Genomic DNA, 15981 nt, shown 5'->3' on the forward strand with positions numbered 1-15981 from the left:
CAGGAAAATACTTTAGAATCAATGAGAAGACCATCCTGAGTGCCTTCCTATGAACGCAAGGGGCTCCAGCGCACCGCTTGCTGCTGGAGGCGCAAAGCTGCCCGGGCATCGAACCGAGTGAATATCCCCCTGTGGGGCATCCGACACTTCTGCGCATCCGTTTTCAGGGAGGTCTTGTTCCGCGTGGTCCCCGACATCAGGGAGGTCAGGATCTGCGTTCCATCGCCGGTGAAGCGGGGCCGTGTCGGCCATCTGATGCGTCGGGCCTTCTGGAAAAAGGTGTGTAAAAATGTCGCAGGAGGGCGGCGGCGTGCCTGCCCCATTGCTCGCAGGAATAGTCATCCATATTTCGCTAAAATTCTGAAAACACGAAACTTTTTGTCAAGTTTAGAGTTGTTCTAATCCGCCTGCAACTTCCGCTCACGGAGTTTTTTGTTGACACTAAATATCCTGTTTTGCTTTATGCGCTAATACAGGGCGTTGCGTACGACAGGCGAGACGACATGCTGGTTTGCAGCTGCAATTTCATCACGGAAAAAGAGATCGAGGACGTGATCGTCGGCCTCCTTAACGAGGACTGCTGGCAGTTGATCGTGCCGGCGAAAGTCTATCACGCGATGGAAAAACGCGGCCGCTGCTGCGGCTGTTTCCCCAATGTCGTCGACATCATCATCCGCACCACCGAGCAATATCACGCGCACCGCGACTCGACGGACGCAGAGATATTTGATTTCATGGCCCGCCTCAGACAATTCCATGAGGACAATCGGAGGGCGGACCTTGAAAGGCGACAAAAAAGTCATCGAGCAGCTTAACGAAGCGCTCTATCTCGAACTCGGTGCCGTCAACCAGTATTGGCTGCACTACCGCCTCCTCGAAGACTGGGGTTACACGCTTCTCGCCAAGAAGGAGCGCGCCGAATCCATCGAGGAAATGCAGCACGCGGACAAGCTTGTTGCCCGCATCATCTTCCTCGAAGGCCACCCCAATCTGCAGACGGTTGCGCCGTTGCGCATCGGCCAGAACGTCAAGGAAGTGCTGAAGGCGGATCTCGCCGGCGAATACGACGCCCGCACCGCCTACAAGAAATCCCGCGACATCTGTCATGCCGCCGGAGACTATGTCTCCATGAAGCTCTTCGAAGAGCTGCTCGCCGACGAAGAAGGCCATATCGACTTCCTCGAAACCCAGCTCGAGCTGCTCGACAAGATCGGCGAAGAGAAATACGGCCAGCTCAATGCCGCGCCGGCCAATGAGGCCGAAGCCGACTAAGCTCAGCGCGGCTTTCCAAAAACAAGGGCCGGCGATTTCGCCGGCCTTTTTGTATCTGTGACTGCCAGGTTCAGCTTACGCCGCCAGATGCGCGAAGGCCGAGACGACCTCCTCATAGACCTTGCGCTTGAACGGCACGATCAGTTCCGGCAGGTCGCGCATCGGCTTCCACTCCCAGGCGTCGAATTCCGGGTCGTGGCCGCCCGGCGGCGGATTGATGGCGATCTCGCTCTCCTCGCCCTCGAAGCGGAAGGCATACCAGCGCTGCGTCTGGCCGCGATACTTGCCCTTGAGGCCGATGCCGATCAGATGTTCGGGCAGGTCGTAGTTGATCCAGCCGGAGGCTTCCGCGAGCAGGGAGACCGTGCGCATGCCGGTCTCCTCGTAGAGTTCGCGATAGGCGGCCTTCAGCGGATCCTCGTCCTTGTCGATGCCGCCCTGCGGCATCTGCCAGCGCTGCGGCGAGCCGTCATACTCCGAGTTGCCGACAGCGATGCGATGTCCGGCCCAGACGAGGCCCGCGCGATTCAGCACCATAACCCCGACACAGGGGCGATAGGGAAGATCCTCCGGTCTCAGTTTCTTGTCCTTGCTCATCGGCTGCTCTTCCTTTCCGATCAAACCACGCGCGCGGCTGCAATCTAACTCTTTGAAATGACGCAATTCCAGACGGAAAACCGCTTCACACTGTTGCTGGAATTACTTTAGTTTTGTTGCGGATCCTTGACGAGCGCGGAAACGCCGACAATCTCGATGCCGCGCCCCTGCGCTTCAGTCACCCAAGTGGCAATCGCGCCGACGCTTTCGTCAAAGGCCGAGGCGACGCCGATGGCGCTGCCGTTACGCCGTGCAATGCGCTCGAGCTCGTCGAGCTTCTTCAGGATTGCACCGCGGCTGAGTTCGGTGTCGAGCGTCAGATCGGCAAAGCCGTGCGGCACGTCGAAGGCATCGGCGAGCTTGCCCGAGAGAGATTGTGCCGAGGTGCCGTCGTCCAGGAACAGCAAGCCGCGCTTGCCAAGGTCGCGCATGACCGGTTCCAGCGCGTCGGCATCGGACAGGAAGCGGCCGCCGAGATAGTTCATGATGCCGGTGTAGTTGGTGATCTCCGCGAGGTTTTCATGCAGCTCCGCAAGGTTCTTCTTGGCGGAAGGACCGACGCGCAGGGCATTGGGGCCTGGGTCGTTCGCCGGGTAGTCGAACGGCTCCATCGGCACCTGCAGCAGGATCTCATGGCCGCTGCGGCGTGCCTCCTGCATCCAGCGCTGCAGGCTGTTTCCGGCTGTGGCAAAGCCAAGCGTTATGTCGGCCGGCAGGTCGCGAATCGCCTTCTGGGTTCCGGTCTGGCTGAGGCCGAGCCCGCCGACCACGAGCGCGACGCGCGTGCCACGCGCACCGGACCAGGGGCGAGCGTACTGATCCATCGGGCGCAACCCATCGGGGCCGATGATCGGCAGCCGCCCGGCCGGGCTATCTTCCAGCAGGGCGTCGTTGGGCATGGCCGCCATGCGCGGATCCTGGCCGCGGATCGGGCCAACATTGATCAGAGCTGGGCCCTTGCCGTCACGGCTGCGCGGCGAAAACGTGGTGACGGTGGAGCCATCGTCCGTGATTGTGCGCTCGACATTGGCGCCGGAATAGGCGGTTCCAGGCGCCATCGTTCCGTTATCGCCGGCGCCCGATTGGCCATTGGCAGCTTTCTGTGTCTTGCCGTCCGCATCTTTCGCGCTCTCGGCCGTCACGGCCGCCGGCGACGGGATGCGCCTCAGCCCGTCGGGCGAAAGAGAACCCCAGAGGGACAGCCCGACAACGGCGGCGCCACAAAGGCCAAGAAGGGTAAGCCCGAGCAAGCGCGGAGGGGTGCGCTTCGCCGCTGGCTTTGCCCGCCGGTTCTGGCCGAGCGGAGCATTGAGATCAGTTCCCAAACGGAGCCTCGGTCGAGCTGTAATGTTGCCGCCAGAGTGAGGTCGACGCCAAGACGCTTCGCCCGATCCTCCCCCTTAGCGCAACCGTGCCTACTGCATGTTTCCTTAGATCGCCTCCGATTCAAGGCTAGAAACATCCACCAACTCAAACTTCTACGGCCTTTGCGCGTCCAAAAAGACGCGCGACGCTGTAGAGAATCAGTCGCCACGGCGGCGCCTGCTAACCCTATAATTTAGTGGCGAAGGGTTGACCAGTGCATCGGCCAGCACAGGCATCCGGTCAAACGGAAAGCGCCGCATGTTCGATTGAACATGCGGCGCTCTCTTTGCTGCCTAGGCAGATTTACTTCTTGAGCTGTGCCTGTTCCGGATTGGCCGGGAAGGTCGGATCGGTCTTCTTGCCACGCAGCAGGTCGAGTGCGTAGTTGAGCTGCAGATCGTCCTTCGTTTCCGGTGGCACATAGGCAACCGAGCCCGAGCCTTCGTCGGTTTCGCTCTGGCCCTGGATGTGGCCACGCAGGTCGGATTCGCCCTGAGCCTCGACCTTGCCGAGCAGTTCGGGCGGCAGCGGCTGTTCGACCTTGATGTCGGGCGAGATGCCCGTGCCCTGGATCGATTTGCCCGACGGCGTGTAGTAGAGCGCCGTCGTCAGACGCAGCGCGCCGGCTTCGCCGAGCGGAATGATCGTCTGGACCGAGCCCTTGCCGAAGGAGCGCGTGCCGAGCACGGTCGCGCGCTTCAGATCCTGCAGGGCGCCGGCGACGATTTCCGAAGCCGAAGCCGAACCGCCGTTGACGAGAACGATCACAGGCTTGCCGTCGGTCAGGTCACCCGGGGTCGCGTTGAAGCGGCGGGTTTCATCCGGGTTGCGGCCGCGGGTCGAAACGACTTCACCGCGCTCCAGGAAAGCGTCGGAGACGTTGATCGCCTGATCGAGCAGGCCACCCGGATTGAGGCGCAGGTCGAGGACATAGCCCTTGAGCTTGTCGGCCGGCACTTCCGACTTGATCTTCTCGATGCCCTTCTTCAGGTCGTCATAGGTCTTCTCGGTGAAGGAGATGACGCGCAGATAGCCGACATCGCCTTCGGTGCGGAACTTGACGGCGCGAACGGCGATGACGTCGCGAACGATCGTCAGGTCGATCGGCTTGTCGGCGCCCTTGCGCAGGATGGTCAGCTTGATCGGGGTGCCGACGGCGCCGCGCATCTTCTCGACGGCGTCTTCCAGCTTCAGGCCGCGCACATCCTGACCGTCGATCTTCGAGATAAAGTCGCCGGCCAGTACACCGGCGCGCGCAGCAGGCGTGTCGTCGATCGGGCTCGTCACCTTGACGAGGTCGTCTTCCATCGTGACTTCGATGCCGAGGCCGCCGAACTCACCGCGGGTCTGGGTGCGCATGTCCTCGGCGTCGGCCGAGTTCATGTAGCTCGAATGCGGGTCGAGCGAGGAGAGCATGCCGTTGATGGCGTTCTCGATCAGCTTGTCGTCCTGCGGCGGCGTCACGTATTGCGCGCGCACGCGCTCGAACACGTCGCCGAAAATAGCAAGTTCGCGATAGGTCGAGGTATTGGCCGCGACGGCCGGAACGACGGCCGAATAAACCACGCCCATCGCGGTCGCGCCCATCAGCGCCCCGACCAGAACAAGTGAAGCCCTACGTATCATTTCGCGCCTTTCCAACCTCTGCTGCGGTCCACCACGGTCGGGAATCAACCGGTTTACCGTCTTTCCGGAATTCAATGTAAAGCGTCGGCCGATCGGTTTCCAGCGCCAAGGCCGCTGCGCTTGCCACTCTTTTTGCTCCCATCGTCGCCAGCGGTTCGCCGGCCACGACAAACTGTCCGGGCTGGACGCTCACCTTCTCCATGCCCGAGAGCACGACGTGGTAGCCGTCACCCGGGTTGAGAATGATCATCTGCCCATAACTGCGGAAATTGCCTGCATAGACGATCCAGCCATCTGACGGCGCAGTCACCAGCGCGCCGGGATTGGTTTCCAACATGATCCCTTGCAGGGAGTGCCCTGTGCCGTCTGCATCGCCGAATTTACGCAACAGCGATCCAGCGGCCGGATAGGCAAGCTTGTTCCTCAGCTCCGAAAACACATATGCGGGGGCAATGCGGTTTTTGTCAGGCACGGCGCTGCGGGCCAGTTCCCGCGCCGCCTCGCGCTCGGCCTCACTCATGCGCCGGCGCTCTTCCTCCTGGGCGCGGGCTGCCTCGGCGGCGTCGCGAACGGAGGCGATCTGGCTCTCGAGCGAACCGATCAGACCTTGCAGATTGGTAGCCTGGGCGGCGAGTTCCTGCGCCTTGCGCTGCTCGGCAGCAAGCTCGCCGGCGCTCGTCTGGCGCAGCTTCTCTTTCTCGGCGACCAGCATCGCCATGCGCCGCTCTTCTTCGACATTGGCCGTCATCGCCGCCGTCAGGTCTTCGCGCTGCTTGTCGATGCCGGCGCGGATGTCGGCGAGCGCCTTGAGGTCGGCCACCAGGTTTTCGGTTTCCTTGCGCAGGCCGGGCACGACGGCACCAAGCAGGATGGCGCTGCGTACCGAGGCGAGCGCGTCCTCCGGGGTGACCAGGATTGCCGGCGGCGGGTTGCGCCCCATCCGCTGCAGGGCGGCAAGCACTTCGGCAAGCACACCGCGCCGCGATCGCAACGACCGGCGAACCGTGTCCTCCTTGGTGCGCAGGTCACTCAGCTTCTTCTCGCCGTCGACGATCTGCTGCTCCAGCTCCTGGCGCTTCCTGGCGGAATCGACGATCGCGACGCGCAGGGCCTCGTTGCTCTTGTCGATCTCGGCAATGGTTGCGGTGAGCGCGTCGGCGCGCTCCTGTGAAAGCGTGATGGTCCTGGAGAGTGCGTCGAGCTCGCTGCGCGTGCTGTTGCGGCGAAGCGTGAGATCCGCAGCAGGATCCGGCGGCCCCTGTTCCTGGCCGGCCATCGAGGCGGCAGGAGACGGCGCATCCTGGGCGCCCGCCGGCAGGCCGATCGCAAGCGCAAGCGCAAAAAGCGCCGCTCTGCGGCCAGGCCGCCCTGCGTCGCCTCTTCTTATGCTGAAAACGCTGGCCTTGCCCTGGCGCGTCATCCGTCGCGTGCGTCCATCCGAAAATATGAGCAAAAAGCCTAATCTGATTTGGCGCGCGCGACCAAGCATATTCTCGTTATCGCCGCGTGTTACCGTGCGACGCGACATGCGGGCGCAAGACCGAAGCCCGGATTAGACGCGGTGATAGGGATGGCCCGAGAGAATGGTCACCGCGCGGTACAGCTGCTCGGCGATCAGGATGCGCACGAGCTGGTGCGGCCAGGTCATCTTTCCAAGGTTGAGCACCGCATTGGCGCGGGCATGCAGGCTCGGGTCGAGACCATCGGCTCCGCCGATCGCAATCATCAGGTCCCGCTTGCCGCCGTCGCGGAACGTACCGAGGAGCGACGCGAAGCCTTCGGAATCGAGCGCCTTGCCGCGCTCGTCCAAAAGCACGAGCAGGCTGCCGTCGGCGAGCGCCTTTTCAAGCTGGGCCGCCTCCTCGCGTTTGCGCGTGTCCGCATTCGTCGCCCGGCTCTCGTTGACTTCGACGACGCGGGAGAGCTCGAGGCCGATCGCCGGACCGGCCTTGGAGAAGCGGTCGAGATAACGGGCCGCGAGATCCTTTTCCGGCCCCGCCTTCAGGCGGCCGACTGCGAAAAGTCCGATACGCATGGCCCTATCCGTTCCCGCTCGCGCTGGACCGGGCAAAGCTCGATCAGTCGCAACAAACTTCCGGCTGACAACGCCGCTCAAGGCGGCGCCAGCCCTTCAAATTCATGCATGACCGCAACTCGGCTCGTCCGGCATTCAGCTGCGCGGCGACCCGGTCGGTCTCAATGCAGGGTGCCGTCCTCGATTTCAGGAGCCGCCCACATCTTTTCGATGTTGTAGAACTCCCGAATCTCCGGTCGGAAAATGTGAACGATCACATCACCGGTGTCGATCAGCACCCAGTCACCGCCTTCCAGACCTTCGACACGGGCATTGCCAAAGCCCCCGTCTTTCAGGTCGGTCGTCAGGTGATCGGCAATGGCCATCACATGCCTGTTCGATCGCCCGGAGACAACGACCATGAAGTCTCCCAGCGCCGACTTTCCGGCAATGTTGATGCTGACGATATTCTCTGCCTTCGAGTCCTCTAGGCTTTCGAGGACCAGTTGAAGCGCACGGACAGCGGCTTCGTCGCTCGATCCCGTGCTGCGCGGGAATGCGGAGACCGCATATCCCTTGGCGTGTGCTGTTGTCAGGGTCTTTCCTTTCCACATGAACAGAACAGGCACTTCCGATTCGAACAAAGATCGAACCGTCCATGAATGTAGGCATCAAACCGTAGCGGTTTCAAGACAGCAGAACTGATTCCCAGGAAATCATAGTCCGCCGGTGCGAAGTGCTGTGGAGCTCATCGACGAGCGAGGCCCGTGAATGAAGGTCCAGGCCGGGGCCGGGTGGAAGGCGAGGCGGCGTGCGTCGTCCTCATCTATACGGGCATAATCGAAGGTTTTCGCCATGCGCGAGGAGAGATAGGCAAGCGTCGAGCCCGGCCGGTCAATGACGGCGATCGGGAAGGTGCGGGCGATCTTCTGCCAGTTCTGCCAGCGGTGGAAACTCTTCAGATTGTCGGCGCCCATGATCCAGACGAAGCGAATATCGCGGTTGCGCGCCTGCACGATTTCGAGCGTGCGGGCGGTGTAGCTCTGACCGAGCGCCTGCTCGAAGGCCGTCACCTTGATGCGCGGGTTACGCGCGAGCCTTTCGCTCATGGCGATGCGGTCGGCGAGCGGCGCCAGATTGTTGTGATCCTTGAGCGGGTTGCCGGGAGTGACCATCCACCAGAGCTGGTCGAGCCCGAGGCGCTGGATCGCCGTATCGGCAACCAGCACATGACCGTCATGCGGCGGATTGAAGGATCCGCCGAAGAGGCCCACCATCATGCCGCTTTCGACATGGGGCATGCGCAGGTAGCGGGCATTCACCTTGCCCGTCGTCACTTCAGGGCCTGACCTGTCCAGCACCACGCACCCGATACTTGAAGGAGGTCAATTGCTCGACGCCGACCGGGCCGCGGGCGTGCATCTTGCCGGTGGCAATGCCGATTTCGCCGCCCATGCCGAACTCGCCGCCATCGGCAAACTGGGTCGAGGCGTTGTGCAAAAGGATCGCGGAATCAATCTCCGCAAAGAAGCGCTCGACCACCTGAGCATTCTCGGCGATGACGGCTTCGGTATGAGCCGATGACCAAGTGCTGATGTGCTCGATCGCGCCGGAAATGCCGTCCACCAGCTTCACTGAGATAATGGCGTCGAGATATTCGGTCGCCCAGTCCTCGTCAGTTGCGGCCTTCAGACCATCGGCCGCGCCGGCGAGGTCTTCCGATACGCGCACTTCGCAACCGGCCGCGAGCAACGCTTTCAACAGCGGTTTTGCCAGCCGCTCGGCATCGTTCCGGTCGATCAAAAGCGTTTCGGCGGCGCCGCAGATGCCGGTGCGGCGCATCTTGGCGTTGACGACGATCTTTTCCGCCATGGCGAGATCGGCCGAAGCGTCGACATAGATATGGCAGAGGCCCTCGAGGTGGGCGAAGACCGGGACACGCGCCTCGTTCTGAACGCGGGCAACGAGGCTCTTTCCGCCGCGCGGCACGATGACGTCGATCGCGCCGGCGAGGCCGGAAAGCATGGCGCCGACGGCGGCACGGTCGGCGACCGGCACCATCTGGATGGCATGCTCGGGCAGGCCGGCCGCCTTCAGCCCCTCGACCAGGCAGGCATGGATTGCACCCGAGGAATGGAAGCTGTCCGAGCCACCGCGCAGGATCACGGCATTGCCGGCCTTCAGGCAGAGTGCGCCAGCGTCCGCCGTCACATTGGGCCGGCTTTCATAGATGACACCGATGACGCCGAGCGGCGTGCGCACGCGCTCGATGTGCAGGCCATTCGGCCGATCCCATTCGGCAATCACGTCGCCGACCGGGTCCTTGAATTCGGCAATCGCGCGGATGCCGTTCGCCATGTCGCGGATGCGGCCTTCAGTCAGCGTCAGGCGGTCGATGAAGGCGCTGGCGACACCAGTTTCGCGGGCATTTTCGAGGTCGATCGCGTTGGCGGCGAGGATCTCGTCCATGCGCGCGACGATCGCGTCGGCCATGGCGATGAGGGCGGCGTGCTTGCGCTCGGCGCTGGCGACGGCGAGTGGTCGGCTGGCGGCCTTGGCCCTGCGGCCGATCTCCAGCATGACGCTCTCGACGTCGCCCTTGTTCTTCACCTCGTCAAGCATGGATCTCATCCTTCCGGCTGCCCTGTTCCTGGGCGCGTTTTCCGGTCATCACCATATCGTCGCGGTGCACCATGGCGGCGCGGCCGGCATAGCCGAGGATCGCGGCAATCTCCGCCGATTTCTTGCCGGCGATCTGGCGGGCCTCGTCGGCATCGTAACCGGCGAGACCACGGGCGATCTCGCGACCGGAGGTGCCCAGAATGGCGATGGTGTCGCCGCGGCTGAAGCTGCCGGTGACGTCGCGCACGCCGGCGGGCAGCAGGCTCTTGCCGGAGCGCAGCGCCTCTTCGGCACCGGCATCGACGGCGAGCGTCCCGGCCGGCAGCAATTGCCCGGCAATCCAGGTCTTGCGCGCGGTCACCGGCGAGCCTGATGGCGCGAACCAGGAGGAGCGGGCGCCCTCTTCGATCGCGGCCAGCGGATGGTCAGGTTTGCCGGAGGCGATGATCATGGCGCAGCCGGCCGTCGTCGCAATTTTGCCGGCATCGATCTTGGTGCGCATGCCGCCGCGTGAAAGCTCCGATGCAGCGCCGCCGGCCATGGCCTCGATCTCGGGCGTGATCTCGGCGATCGTTTCGAGGAAACGGGCGTTCGGGTCGAGATGCGGCGGGGCGGTATAGAGCCCGTCGATATCGGAGAGCAACACCAGCAGGTCGGCACCGACCATGGTGGCGACGCGGGCGGCGAGGCGATCATTGTCACCGTAGCGGATTTCGGTGGTCGCGACCGTGTCGTTCTCGTTGATGATCGGCACGGCGCCGAGCTTCAGCAGCTGGTTGATGGTGGCACGGGCGTTGAGATAGCGGCGGCGCTCCTCGGTATCGCCCAAGGTCAGCAGTACCTGCCCGGCAACGATGGCATCGGTCGACAGGCTCTCCGACCAGGCGCGCGCCAGCGCAATCTGGCCGACGGCGGCAGCCGCCTGGCTCTCTTCCAGCTTCAGGGCACCCGCCGGCAGGTTGAGCACCGTGCGACCAAGCGCGATCGCACCCGAGGAAACGACCAGCACTTCGACGCCCTTGGCCCTGAGGCCGGCGATATCGGCGCACATGGCGTCGAGCCAGGCTTTCTTCAGCCCTGTCGCGCGGTCGACCAACAGGGCCGACCCAATCTTGATGACGACCCGGCGATACTTTTGAAGCGGCTTGCGGGTCTTGGTCATCTCAGGCGTTCTCCTCGCTGAAGCCTTCGCCTGCTTTGGCGGCGACGATGACGCTGCGCAGTGCCCTCAGCGCTTCGGTCATGCCCTTGCCGACGGCAGCGGACAACAGAAGGGGCTCTTCGCCGCAGGCCTTCGCCAGCGCCTTGGCCTTCACCTTCAGCTCGTCCTCGTCGAGCACGTCGATCTGCGACAGCGCAACGATCTGCGGCTTGTCTTCGAGGCCGCCACCATAGGCTTCGAGCTCGTGCTTCACGGTCTTATAGGCCTTGGCGACATCTTCTTCCTGCGCCGAAACGAGATGGAGCAGCACGCGAGTGCGCTCGACATGGCCGAGGAAACGGTCACCGATGCCGACCCCTTCATGCGCGCCTTCGATGAGGCCCGGAATATCGGCGATGATGAATTCGTTGCCGTCGATGGTGGCGACGCCGAGATTGGGATGGAGCGTGGTGAAGGGATAGTTGGCGATCTTCGGTCGGGCGCGGGTGCAGGCCGCAAGGAAGGTCGACTTGCCGGCATTCGGCAGGCCGACGAGGCCTGCGTCGGCGATCAGCTTCAACCGCAGCCAGAGGGTCTTTTCGTCGCCTTCGAGACCCGGATTGGCCCAGTTCGGCGCCTGGTTGGTGGAGGACCTGAAGTGCGCGTTGCCGAAGCCGCCATTGCCGCCGGCGGCAAGCCGGTAGCGCTGGCCCTCGGCCACCATGTCGACGATCAGCGTCTCGTTGTCTTCCTCGAAGATCTGCGTGCCGACCGGCACCTTCAGCGTCACGTCGCCGCCACCGGCGCCGGTGCGGTTGCGGCCCATGCCGTGCTGGCCGGTCTTGGCCTTGAAATGCTGCTGATAACGGAAATCGATCAGCGTGTTGAGGCCGTTGACCGCCTCCACCCAGACGTCGCCGCCGCGGCCGCCGTCGCCGCCGTCCGGTCCGCCGAACTCGATGAACTTCTCGCGCCGGAACGAGACGGCGCCTGCGCCGCCGTCGCCGGAGCGGATATAGACTTTCGTTTCGTCGAGAAATTTCATTTGGCTGCCATCTGTTCGGAGTAAGTGCGCGGTTAGTTCACGGTGTGAGCGGGATGCGGGCGGAAAACCGCATACACTTTTCCTCATCCCGCTTTAATTTGCCGCCATCGATATAGGCGGTTTATTCGGAGGTCAAAGAATATCGTGCGGTTCGTCAGCTACAACATCCAATACGGCATCGGTCTTGACGGCCGTTTCGATCCCGAGCGCATCGCCGCCACGCTCGAAGGCGCCGACATCATCGCGCTGCAGGAAGTGACGCGCGGCTTTCACCGCAACGATCATGTCGATCTCGTCGCACGGTTCGAAGGACTGTTTCCCGGTCATTTCTCTGCCTTTCACGCGCCCTGCGATGTCGACATTGGCTCGGCGATCGAGGGCGGCCGCGCCGTCAGCCGCCGCTTCCAGTTCGGAAACATGATCCTGTCGCGCTGGCCGATCCTTTCGACGCGGCTGATCCTCCTGCCGCGCACCCGTACGATCAGCCCGATGAACCTGCAGCGCGGCGCGACCGAAGCGCTGATCGCCATGCCGGGCGGGCCGCTCAGGGTCTATTCCGTGCATCTCGATCACGTGCTGCCGGCCGAGCGCATCGCCCAGATCCGCTACCTGAAGGACCGGCTGCTCGGCTATCCGCTTGAGGGCGGCGCGATCACCGGGGCGGCCGACTTCGGCCTTGCCGAGCCGCCGCATCCGGAGGATTTCGTCGTCATGGGCGATTTCAACATGCAGCCGGAGACGCCGGAGTACTGTGCCATGGTGGGCGCGCGTGATGCCTTCTACGGTCGCTCGCTGCGGCTTGAGAACCCGGTCGATGCGCTCGCTCATCTCGGCCGGCTGACGCCGCAAAGCTATAGCTGGATCCATCCCGAAAACCCCGAAAAACGCATGCATCTCGACTATTGTTTCTTAAGCGCCGGTCTCGTGCCGCGTCTTCAAGACGCCTGGACCGACTATGAGGCCAAGGGCTCCGACCACTTGCCCGTCGGTTTCACGCTTGCATGAAAAATCCCCCGCGAAGGTGAGTTTCGCGGGGGGGGATTTCCTTTAGTGCGGTCGATGCAGGTCCGCTGCCGTCAGTCGCGTTTCGATATGCGCGACCATGGCGTTGCGGGCGAGCGCATAGACTTGGGCGCAGCCTGTGACCCTGAAGCCGATCTTCTCCTGCACCTTCAGCGAGCCCGGATTATCGGCAAAGACGCCGGAATGGAGCGTCGTTTCGGGCATGCGCCGGAAGAAGCGCTCGACCGCGGCATAGACCGCCTCCGAGGCAAAGCCCTTGCCCCAGTAAAAGCGGTTCAGCCAGTAGCCGACATGCCATTGACCGTGTCTGAGCTCGATGCCGATGCAGCCGATATGCACGTCGTCGCCTGACGTGATGGCGAGCGTCCAGTCGGGGGTCAGGCCTGAGGTCTGCGCGGTCAGCCAGTCGAGTGCGTCCTGCAGGTCGTAGGGCGCCGGAACGCGCGCAAGCATGCGCGCGACCTGGAAATCGCCGAGCGACTGGGCAATTGGCTCGGCATCATTCCGCCGGTGCGGGCGCAGGACAAGACGCTTCGTCTCGATGACCGGGCAGGGCCCGGGGCCGGGGCGGGCAACGACCCGCTGACGTTCGGAAACGAGCGCGTTCATCGCATGCCTCCCCAGCTTCTCAAGGAGACCCAGGTCTTGCGGTCGAGCCGGTACCATTCGACGGCGATCGAGCCGCCGAGCGCCAGGCTGCCGACCATGCCGCTGCCCTGGAACTGGAAGCCGCACTTCTGGATAACCCGGCGGGACGCCAGATTCATGACCCGGCAGCGCGCATCGATCTGGTCGATGTCGCGGGTGCGGAAGGCCATGTCCGTCAGGACCTGGGAGGCCTCGGTGGCATAACCCTGGTTCCAGTAAGGCTCGCCCAGCCAATAGCCGAGTTCCGCCGTCTTGCCATCCGGATGCGGCTCGATACCGCAGCAACCGAGAAATGCGCCATTGTCCGCCTTGGTAATCGCGTAGACGCACTTGCCAATCGTGCCGGCTTTCGCGCGTCGCACGAAGTCGGCGGCATCGGCCGTCGTATACGGGTGCGGCATGCGCGAAACCATGGTCGCGACATTGGCATTGTTGGCAAGATGGGCAAGGGCGTCGATATCGTCTTCATGAGGGGCGCGCAGAACGAGCCGGGGTGACAACAATATCGGGCAATCGGTCCTTGACCGTTGGGGCCTCAGCCTTTGCTCGGGAGACCGGGATTGGTCTTCCCTCAACAACTCGGTTTGCATGGTTTCCTCCAGAAACGAAAAAGGGGAGTTGGGTATTGCCCCATCTCCCCTTTGAAGTCTGGCTTGGAACCATCAGGTGCGTCAGCCGGGTCGATGAGACGCCGGCTGTTTTAGAGCGCTACCGGCTTATTCCGCTGCTTCGGCTTTCGGCATTACAGACACGTACACGCGGCCATTGGCCTTCGTACGGAAGTCCACATTGCCGGCCGTGAGTGCAAAAATCGTGTGGTCCTTGCCGAGGCCGACATTGGCGCCCGGATGCCACTTCGTGCCGCGCTGGCGCACGATGATGTTGCCTGCAACGACGTTTTCGCCGCCGAACTTCTTCACGCCAAGGCGCTTGGACTCAGAATCGCGACCGTTGCGCGACGAACCGCCAGCTTTTTTGTGTGCCATTGGTGTTCTCCTTTAAACCTTAGATCCCTGAACTCAGTTTGCAGCGGCTTCAGCGGCAGCTTCGGTCTTCTTCGAAGCCTTCTTCGCCTTGCCACCGGCAGCAGCGATGTCCAGGATGCGGACGGTCGTCTGGTGCTGGCGGTGACCGCGCGAGCGCTTGGAGTTCTGGCGGCGACGCTTCTTGAAGGCGATGACCTTCTTGGCGCGACCCTGCTCAACAACTTCCGCGCTGACGACGGCGCCTTCGACAAACGGAGCGCCGATGGTTGCATCGGCGCCAACGCCGACCATCAGGATCTCGGTGAATTCGATCTTGTCGCCTGCAACGCCTTCCAGCTTTTCGATGGTGAGGACGTCGTTGGCGGCCACGCGGTACTGCTTACCGCCGGTCTTGATGACTGCGAACATTTTTTATCCTTTCATGTTCGATCCGGCTCTCTACCCGAAGGCAAGGCCGTCTTTTTGTCAGTCGACAGTTGAGTGGAGCTCCTTTTGGATATCCACCGGTGAATGGGCGCAAATCACACCCGATGCGGTGTAGCTAGGCCACACCACTTCATTGCGCGGATTACAAGGATTTGCGCGCGTGTGTCAAGCTGAAAGCAACGGGGCCGTTACATATTCTTCAAACAGGCCCTTGCCAGCACCCGAATCTGCCGCTATGAACCCGACCGCGCCGAACAAGCGCCGACCAGCAAAGCGGAGAGGTGGCTGAGTGGTCGAAAGCACCGCACTCGAAATGCGGCGTACGGGCAACCGTACCGTGGGTTCGAATCCCACCCTCTCCGCCATATTCTCCTTATAAGTCCCGAAGCAGAAAACATCGGCCAAGTCCGCGTGCGTTCTGCGTTCGCCTTCGCGCGGCTCGCGGCCTAAGCCTCTCTGTTTTCCCGCAGCCAAATCTCCAGGGCGGCAATGACCGACAGCCGCAGGCTCGCGCCCTTGGCGAGAGCGCGCGTCAGGGCCATGTCGTCGGCGGCAAAGCCCATCTCGGCCATGATGGCGTTGGGCCGCATCCGGCGGCGGTTCATGATTGTTCTGATCTCGGTGATCGTTTCGGGGTGCAGGTAGCGGCCGCTGGCTATCGCCGGCGTTGCGCGGCGCGAAGGCGGTGATTCGGCGCCGGCGCCGAGATCGGCCGCCTCGCTGCCGCCATGCGTCCCCAGCCAGGCGAGAAAAGCCTGGCGCTCGCTCATGCTCGCCTTGCTCCAGGAGTTCTTCAGCTTGTCGAGACGTGTCCGTTCGGTCTTCAACCCAGCCAGGATCAGCGCCTTGCGCAAGGATGGGATCCGGCCGGCTGCGAGATCCGCGTGGATCTCGGGGAAGTCGAGCTTGAGGCGCTGGAGGTGATCGGCGGCGTCGCGCTTCGGTTTCTTCGGCATGCTCGCTTCCAATAATCGTTTGGCGTGCTCTATCGCATAAACCTGCAAATCTAAAATGGTCTGTCCGCGCAAAATGTCCGTGGCAGCGGCGTGCATGGCGGGAGCTGCGCCAATGCCGCCATCTTCGGCAGGCCCTGGGCAGAGCGGGGATGTCTTCTGTTCTTGTGGCGTGTTCGACCCTATAGAGATGCCAGTGAAAATGATGCGTTGCTTTGCGCCAGCTTTACGCAAGTCCCTTCGCCTATCGTCACATCAACGGC

At 62.9% G+C, this 15981-nt stretch carries 18 protein-coding genes and 1 tRNA gene; 4 read left to right on the plus strand and 15 right to left on the minus strand.

The window, feature by feature from the left end:
• The first annotated feature begins 503 nt into the window (after positions 1 to 503).
• Together BBX50_RS03780 and bfr are read left to right on the plus strand one after the other, a co-directional pair.
• A complete protein-coding gene (locus BBX50_RS03780; RefSeq protein ID WP_065774120.1) occupies positions 504 to 815 on the plus strand; it encodes a (2Fe-2S)-binding protein in 312 nt (103 codons plus the stop codon).
• The gene (gene bfr / locus BBX50_RS03785; protein WP_034802698.1) at positions 781 to 1272 is read left to right on the plus strand and encodes a bacterioferritin; all 492 of its coding nucleotides are present in this window, start codon (positions 781 to 783) and stop codon (positions 1270 to 1272) included. Before BBX50_RS03780 ends, bfr begins: the two co-directional genes overlap by 35 nt.
• Positions 1273 to 1347: 75 nt before the next feature.
• On the opposite strand, the gene BBX50_RS03790 is transcribed toward bfr, so the two are convergent.
• The 10 genes from BBX50_RS03790 to obgE all read right to left on the minus strand — a co-directional run bounded on the left by BBX50_RS03790 (position 1348) and on the right by obgE (position 11682).
• On the minus strand, positions 1348 to 1869 hold the full coding sequence (locus tag BBX50_RS03790) for an RNA pyrophosphohydrolase (RefSeq protein WP_065773994.1): 522 nt from the start codon (positions 1867 to 1869) through the stop codon (positions 1348 to 1350).
• A gap of 107 nt (positions 1870 to 1976) precedes the next feature.
• Positions 1977 to 3194: a divergent polysaccharide deacetylase family protein gene (locus BBX50_RS03795; RefSeq protein WP_065773995.1), complete on the minus strand. Its 1218-nt coding sequence runs from the start codon at positions 3192 to 3194 to the stop codon at positions 1977 to 1979.
• Positions 3195 to 3537: 343 nt separating this feature from the next.
• Positions 3538 to 4860, minus strand: coding sequence for a S41 family peptidase (locus BBX50_RS03800; protein WP_065773996.1), 1323 nt, complete (start codon positions 4858 to 4860; stop codon positions 3538 to 3540).
• A complete protein-coding gene (locus BBX50_RS03805) occupies positions 4850 to 6280 on the minus strand; it encodes a murein hydrolase activator EnvC (protein WP_065773997.1) in 1431 nt (476 codons plus the stop codon). The genes BBX50_RS03800 and BBX50_RS03805 overlap by 11 nt, the downstream gene beginning before the upstream one ends.
• A gap of 132 nt (positions 6281 to 6412) precedes the next feature.
• Positions 6413 to 6895 carry a 23S rRNA (pseudouridine(1915)-N(3))-methyltransferase RlmH gene (gene rlmH, locus BBX50_RS03810; RefSeq protein WP_065773998.1) on the minus strand — a complete coding sequence of 161 codons (483 nt, stop codon included), beginning with the start codon at positions 6893 to 6895 and terminating at the stop codon, positions 6413 to 6415.
• 161 nt (positions 6896 to 7056) lie between these two features.
• Positions 7057 to 7488 (minus strand): ribosome silencing factor, encoded by a 432-nt coding sequence (rsfS, locus tag BBX50_RS03815; protein ID WP_065774121.1) that lies wholly within the window; start codon positions 7486 to 7488, stop codon positions 7057 to 7059.
• Positions 7489 to 7590: 102 nt separating this feature from the next.
• Positions 7591 to 8196 carry a nicotinate-nucleotide adenylyltransferase gene (locus BBX50_RS03820; protein ID WP_083213529.1) on the minus strand — a complete coding sequence of 202 codons (606 nt, stop codon included), beginning with the start codon at positions 8194 to 8196 and terminating at the stop codon, positions 7591 to 7593.
• A gap of 16 nt (positions 8197 to 8212) precedes the next feature.
• Positions 8213 to 9496: a glutamate-5-semialdehyde dehydrogenase gene (locus BBX50_RS03825; RefSeq protein WP_065773999.1), complete on the minus strand. Its 1284-nt coding sequence runs from the start codon at positions 9494 to 9496 to the stop codon at positions 8213 to 8215.
• Positions 9489 to 10658, minus strand: coding sequence for a glutamate 5-kinase (gene proB / locus BBX50_RS03830; protein ID WP_065774000.1), 1170 nt, complete (start codon positions 10656 to 10658; stop codon positions 9489 to 9491). The genes BBX50_RS03825 and proB overlap by 8 nt, the downstream gene beginning before the upstream one ends.
• 1 nt (position 10659) lies before the next feature.
• Positions 10660 to 11682: a GTPase ObgE gene (obgE, locus tag BBX50_RS03835; protein WP_065774001.1), complete on the minus strand. Its 1023-nt coding sequence runs from the start codon at positions 11680 to 11682 to the stop codon at positions 10660 to 10662.
• Between the two features lie 144 nt (positions 11683 to 11826).
• Between obgE and BBX50_RS03840 the strand changes: the two genes are divergently transcribed.
• Entirely contained in the window at positions 11827 to 12687 is an 861-nt protein-coding gene (locus BBX50_RS03840; RefSeq protein WP_065774002.1) for an endonuclease/exonuclease/phosphatase family protein, read from the plus strand.
• Between the two features lie 42 nt (positions 12688 to 12729).
• Here BBX50_RS03840 and BBX50_RS03845 read toward each other — a convergent pair whose 3' ends face one another.
• From BBX50_RS03845 to rplU, 4 genes are all read right to left on the minus strand, one after another.
• Positions 12730 to 13314 (minus strand): GNAT family N-acetyltransferase, encoded by a 585-nt coding sequence (locus tag BBX50_RS03845; RefSeq protein ID WP_065774003.1) that lies wholly within the window; start codon positions 13312 to 13314, stop codon positions 12730 to 12732.
• On the minus strand, positions 13311 to 13943 hold the full coding sequence (locus tag BBX50_RS03850) for a GNAT family protein (RefSeq protein WP_065774004.1): 633 nt from the start codon (positions 13941 to 13943) through the stop codon (positions 13311 to 13313). The genes BBX50_RS03845 and BBX50_RS03850 overlap by 4 nt, the downstream gene beginning before the upstream one ends.
• Before the next feature lie 126 nt (positions 13944 to 14069).
• The gene (gene rpmA / locus BBX50_RS03855; RefSeq protein WP_037470908.1) at positions 14070 to 14339 is read right to left on the minus strand and encodes a 50S ribosomal protein L27; all 270 of its coding nucleotides are present in this window, start codon (positions 14337 to 14339) and stop codon (positions 14070 to 14072) included.
• A gap of 33 nt (positions 14340 to 14372) precedes the next feature.
• A complete protein-coding gene (gene rplU / locus BBX50_RS03860; RefSeq protein ID WP_057254969.1) occupies positions 14373 to 14747 on the minus strand; it encodes a 50S ribosomal protein L21 in 375 nt (124 codons plus the stop codon).
• A 293-nt stretch (positions 14748 to 15040) separates the two neighbouring features.
• Here rplU and BBX50_RS03865 point away from each other — a divergent pair.
• Positions 15041 to 15130, plus strand: a tRNA-Ser gene (locus BBX50_RS03865).
• Positions 15131 to 15211: 81 nt separating this feature from the next.
• Here the strand turns inward: BBX50_RS03865 and BBX50_RS03870 are convergent.
• Positions 15212 to 15721, minus strand: a complete 510-nt coding sequence (locus tag BBX50_RS03870; protein WP_065774005.1) for a hypothetical protein — start codon at positions 15719 to 15721, stop codon at positions 15212 to 15214.
• Between the last annotated feature and the right edge of the window lie 260 nt (positions 15722 to 15981).

This window comes from Ensifer sp. LC11 (assembly GCF_001695835.1).
Taxonomy (GTDB): Bacteria; Pseudomonadota; Alphaproteobacteria; order Rhizobiales; family Rhizobiaceae; genus Ensifer.

Excerpts from the sequence above, each read along its gene's own strand:
- BBX50_RS03780 (WP_065774120.1), top strand. The coding sequence starts at position 504 with ATGCTGGTTTGCAGCTGCAATTTCATCACGGAAAAAGAGATCGAGGAC.
- BBX50_RS03790 (WP_065773994.1), bottom strand. The coding sequence starts at position 1,869 with ATGAGCAAGGACAAGAAACTGAGACCGGAGGATCTTCCCTATCGCCCC.
- BBX50_RS03800 (WP_065773996.1), bottom strand. The coding sequence starts at position 4,860 with ATGATACGTAGGGCTTCACTTGTTCTGGTCGGGGCGCTGATGGGCGCG.
- BBX50_RS03805 (WP_065773997.1), bottom strand. The coding sequence starts at position 6,280 with ATGACGCGCCAGGGCAAGGCCAGCGTTTTCAGCATAAGAAGAGGCGAC.
- rlmH (WP_065773998.1), bottom strand. The coding sequence starts at position 6,895 with ATGCGTATCGGACTTTTCGCAGTCGGCCGCCTGAAGGCGGGGCCGGAA.
- rsfS (WP_065774121.1), bottom strand. The coding sequence starts at position 7,488 with ATGTGGAAAGGAAAGACCCTGACAACAGCACACGCCAAGGGATATGCG.
- BBX50_RS03825 (WP_065773999.1), bottom strand. The coding sequence starts at position 9,496 with ATGCTTGACGAGGTGAAGAACAAGGGCGACGTCGAGAGCGTCATGCTG.
- proB (WP_065774000.1), bottom strand. The coding sequence starts at position 10,658 with ATGACCAAGACCCGCAAGCCGCTTCAAAAGTATCGCCGGGTCGTCATC.
- obgE (WP_065774001.1), bottom strand. The coding sequence starts at position 11,682 with ATGAAATTTCTCGACGAAACGAAAGTCTATATCCGCTCCGGCGACGGC.
- BBX50_RS03845 (WP_065774003.1), bottom strand. The coding sequence starts at position 13,314 with ATGAACGCGCTCGTTTCCGAACGTCAGCGGGTCGTTGCCCGCCCCGGC.
- BBX50_RS03850 (WP_065774004.1), bottom strand. The coding sequence starts at position 13,943 with ATGCAAACCGAGTTGTTGAGGGAAGACCAATCCCGGTCTCCCGAGCAA.
- rpmA (WP_037470908.1), bottom strand. The coding sequence starts at position 14,339 with ATGGCACACAAAAAAGCTGGCGGTTCGTCGCGCAACGGTCGCGATTCT.
- rplU (WP_057254969.1), bottom strand. The coding sequence starts at position 14,747 with ATGTTCGCAGTCATCAAGACCGGCGGTAAGCAGTACCGCGTGGCCGCC.
- BBX50_RS03870 (WP_065774005.1), bottom strand. The coding sequence starts at position 15,721 with ATGCCGAAGAAACCGAAGCGCGACGCCGCCGATCACCTCCAGCGCCTC.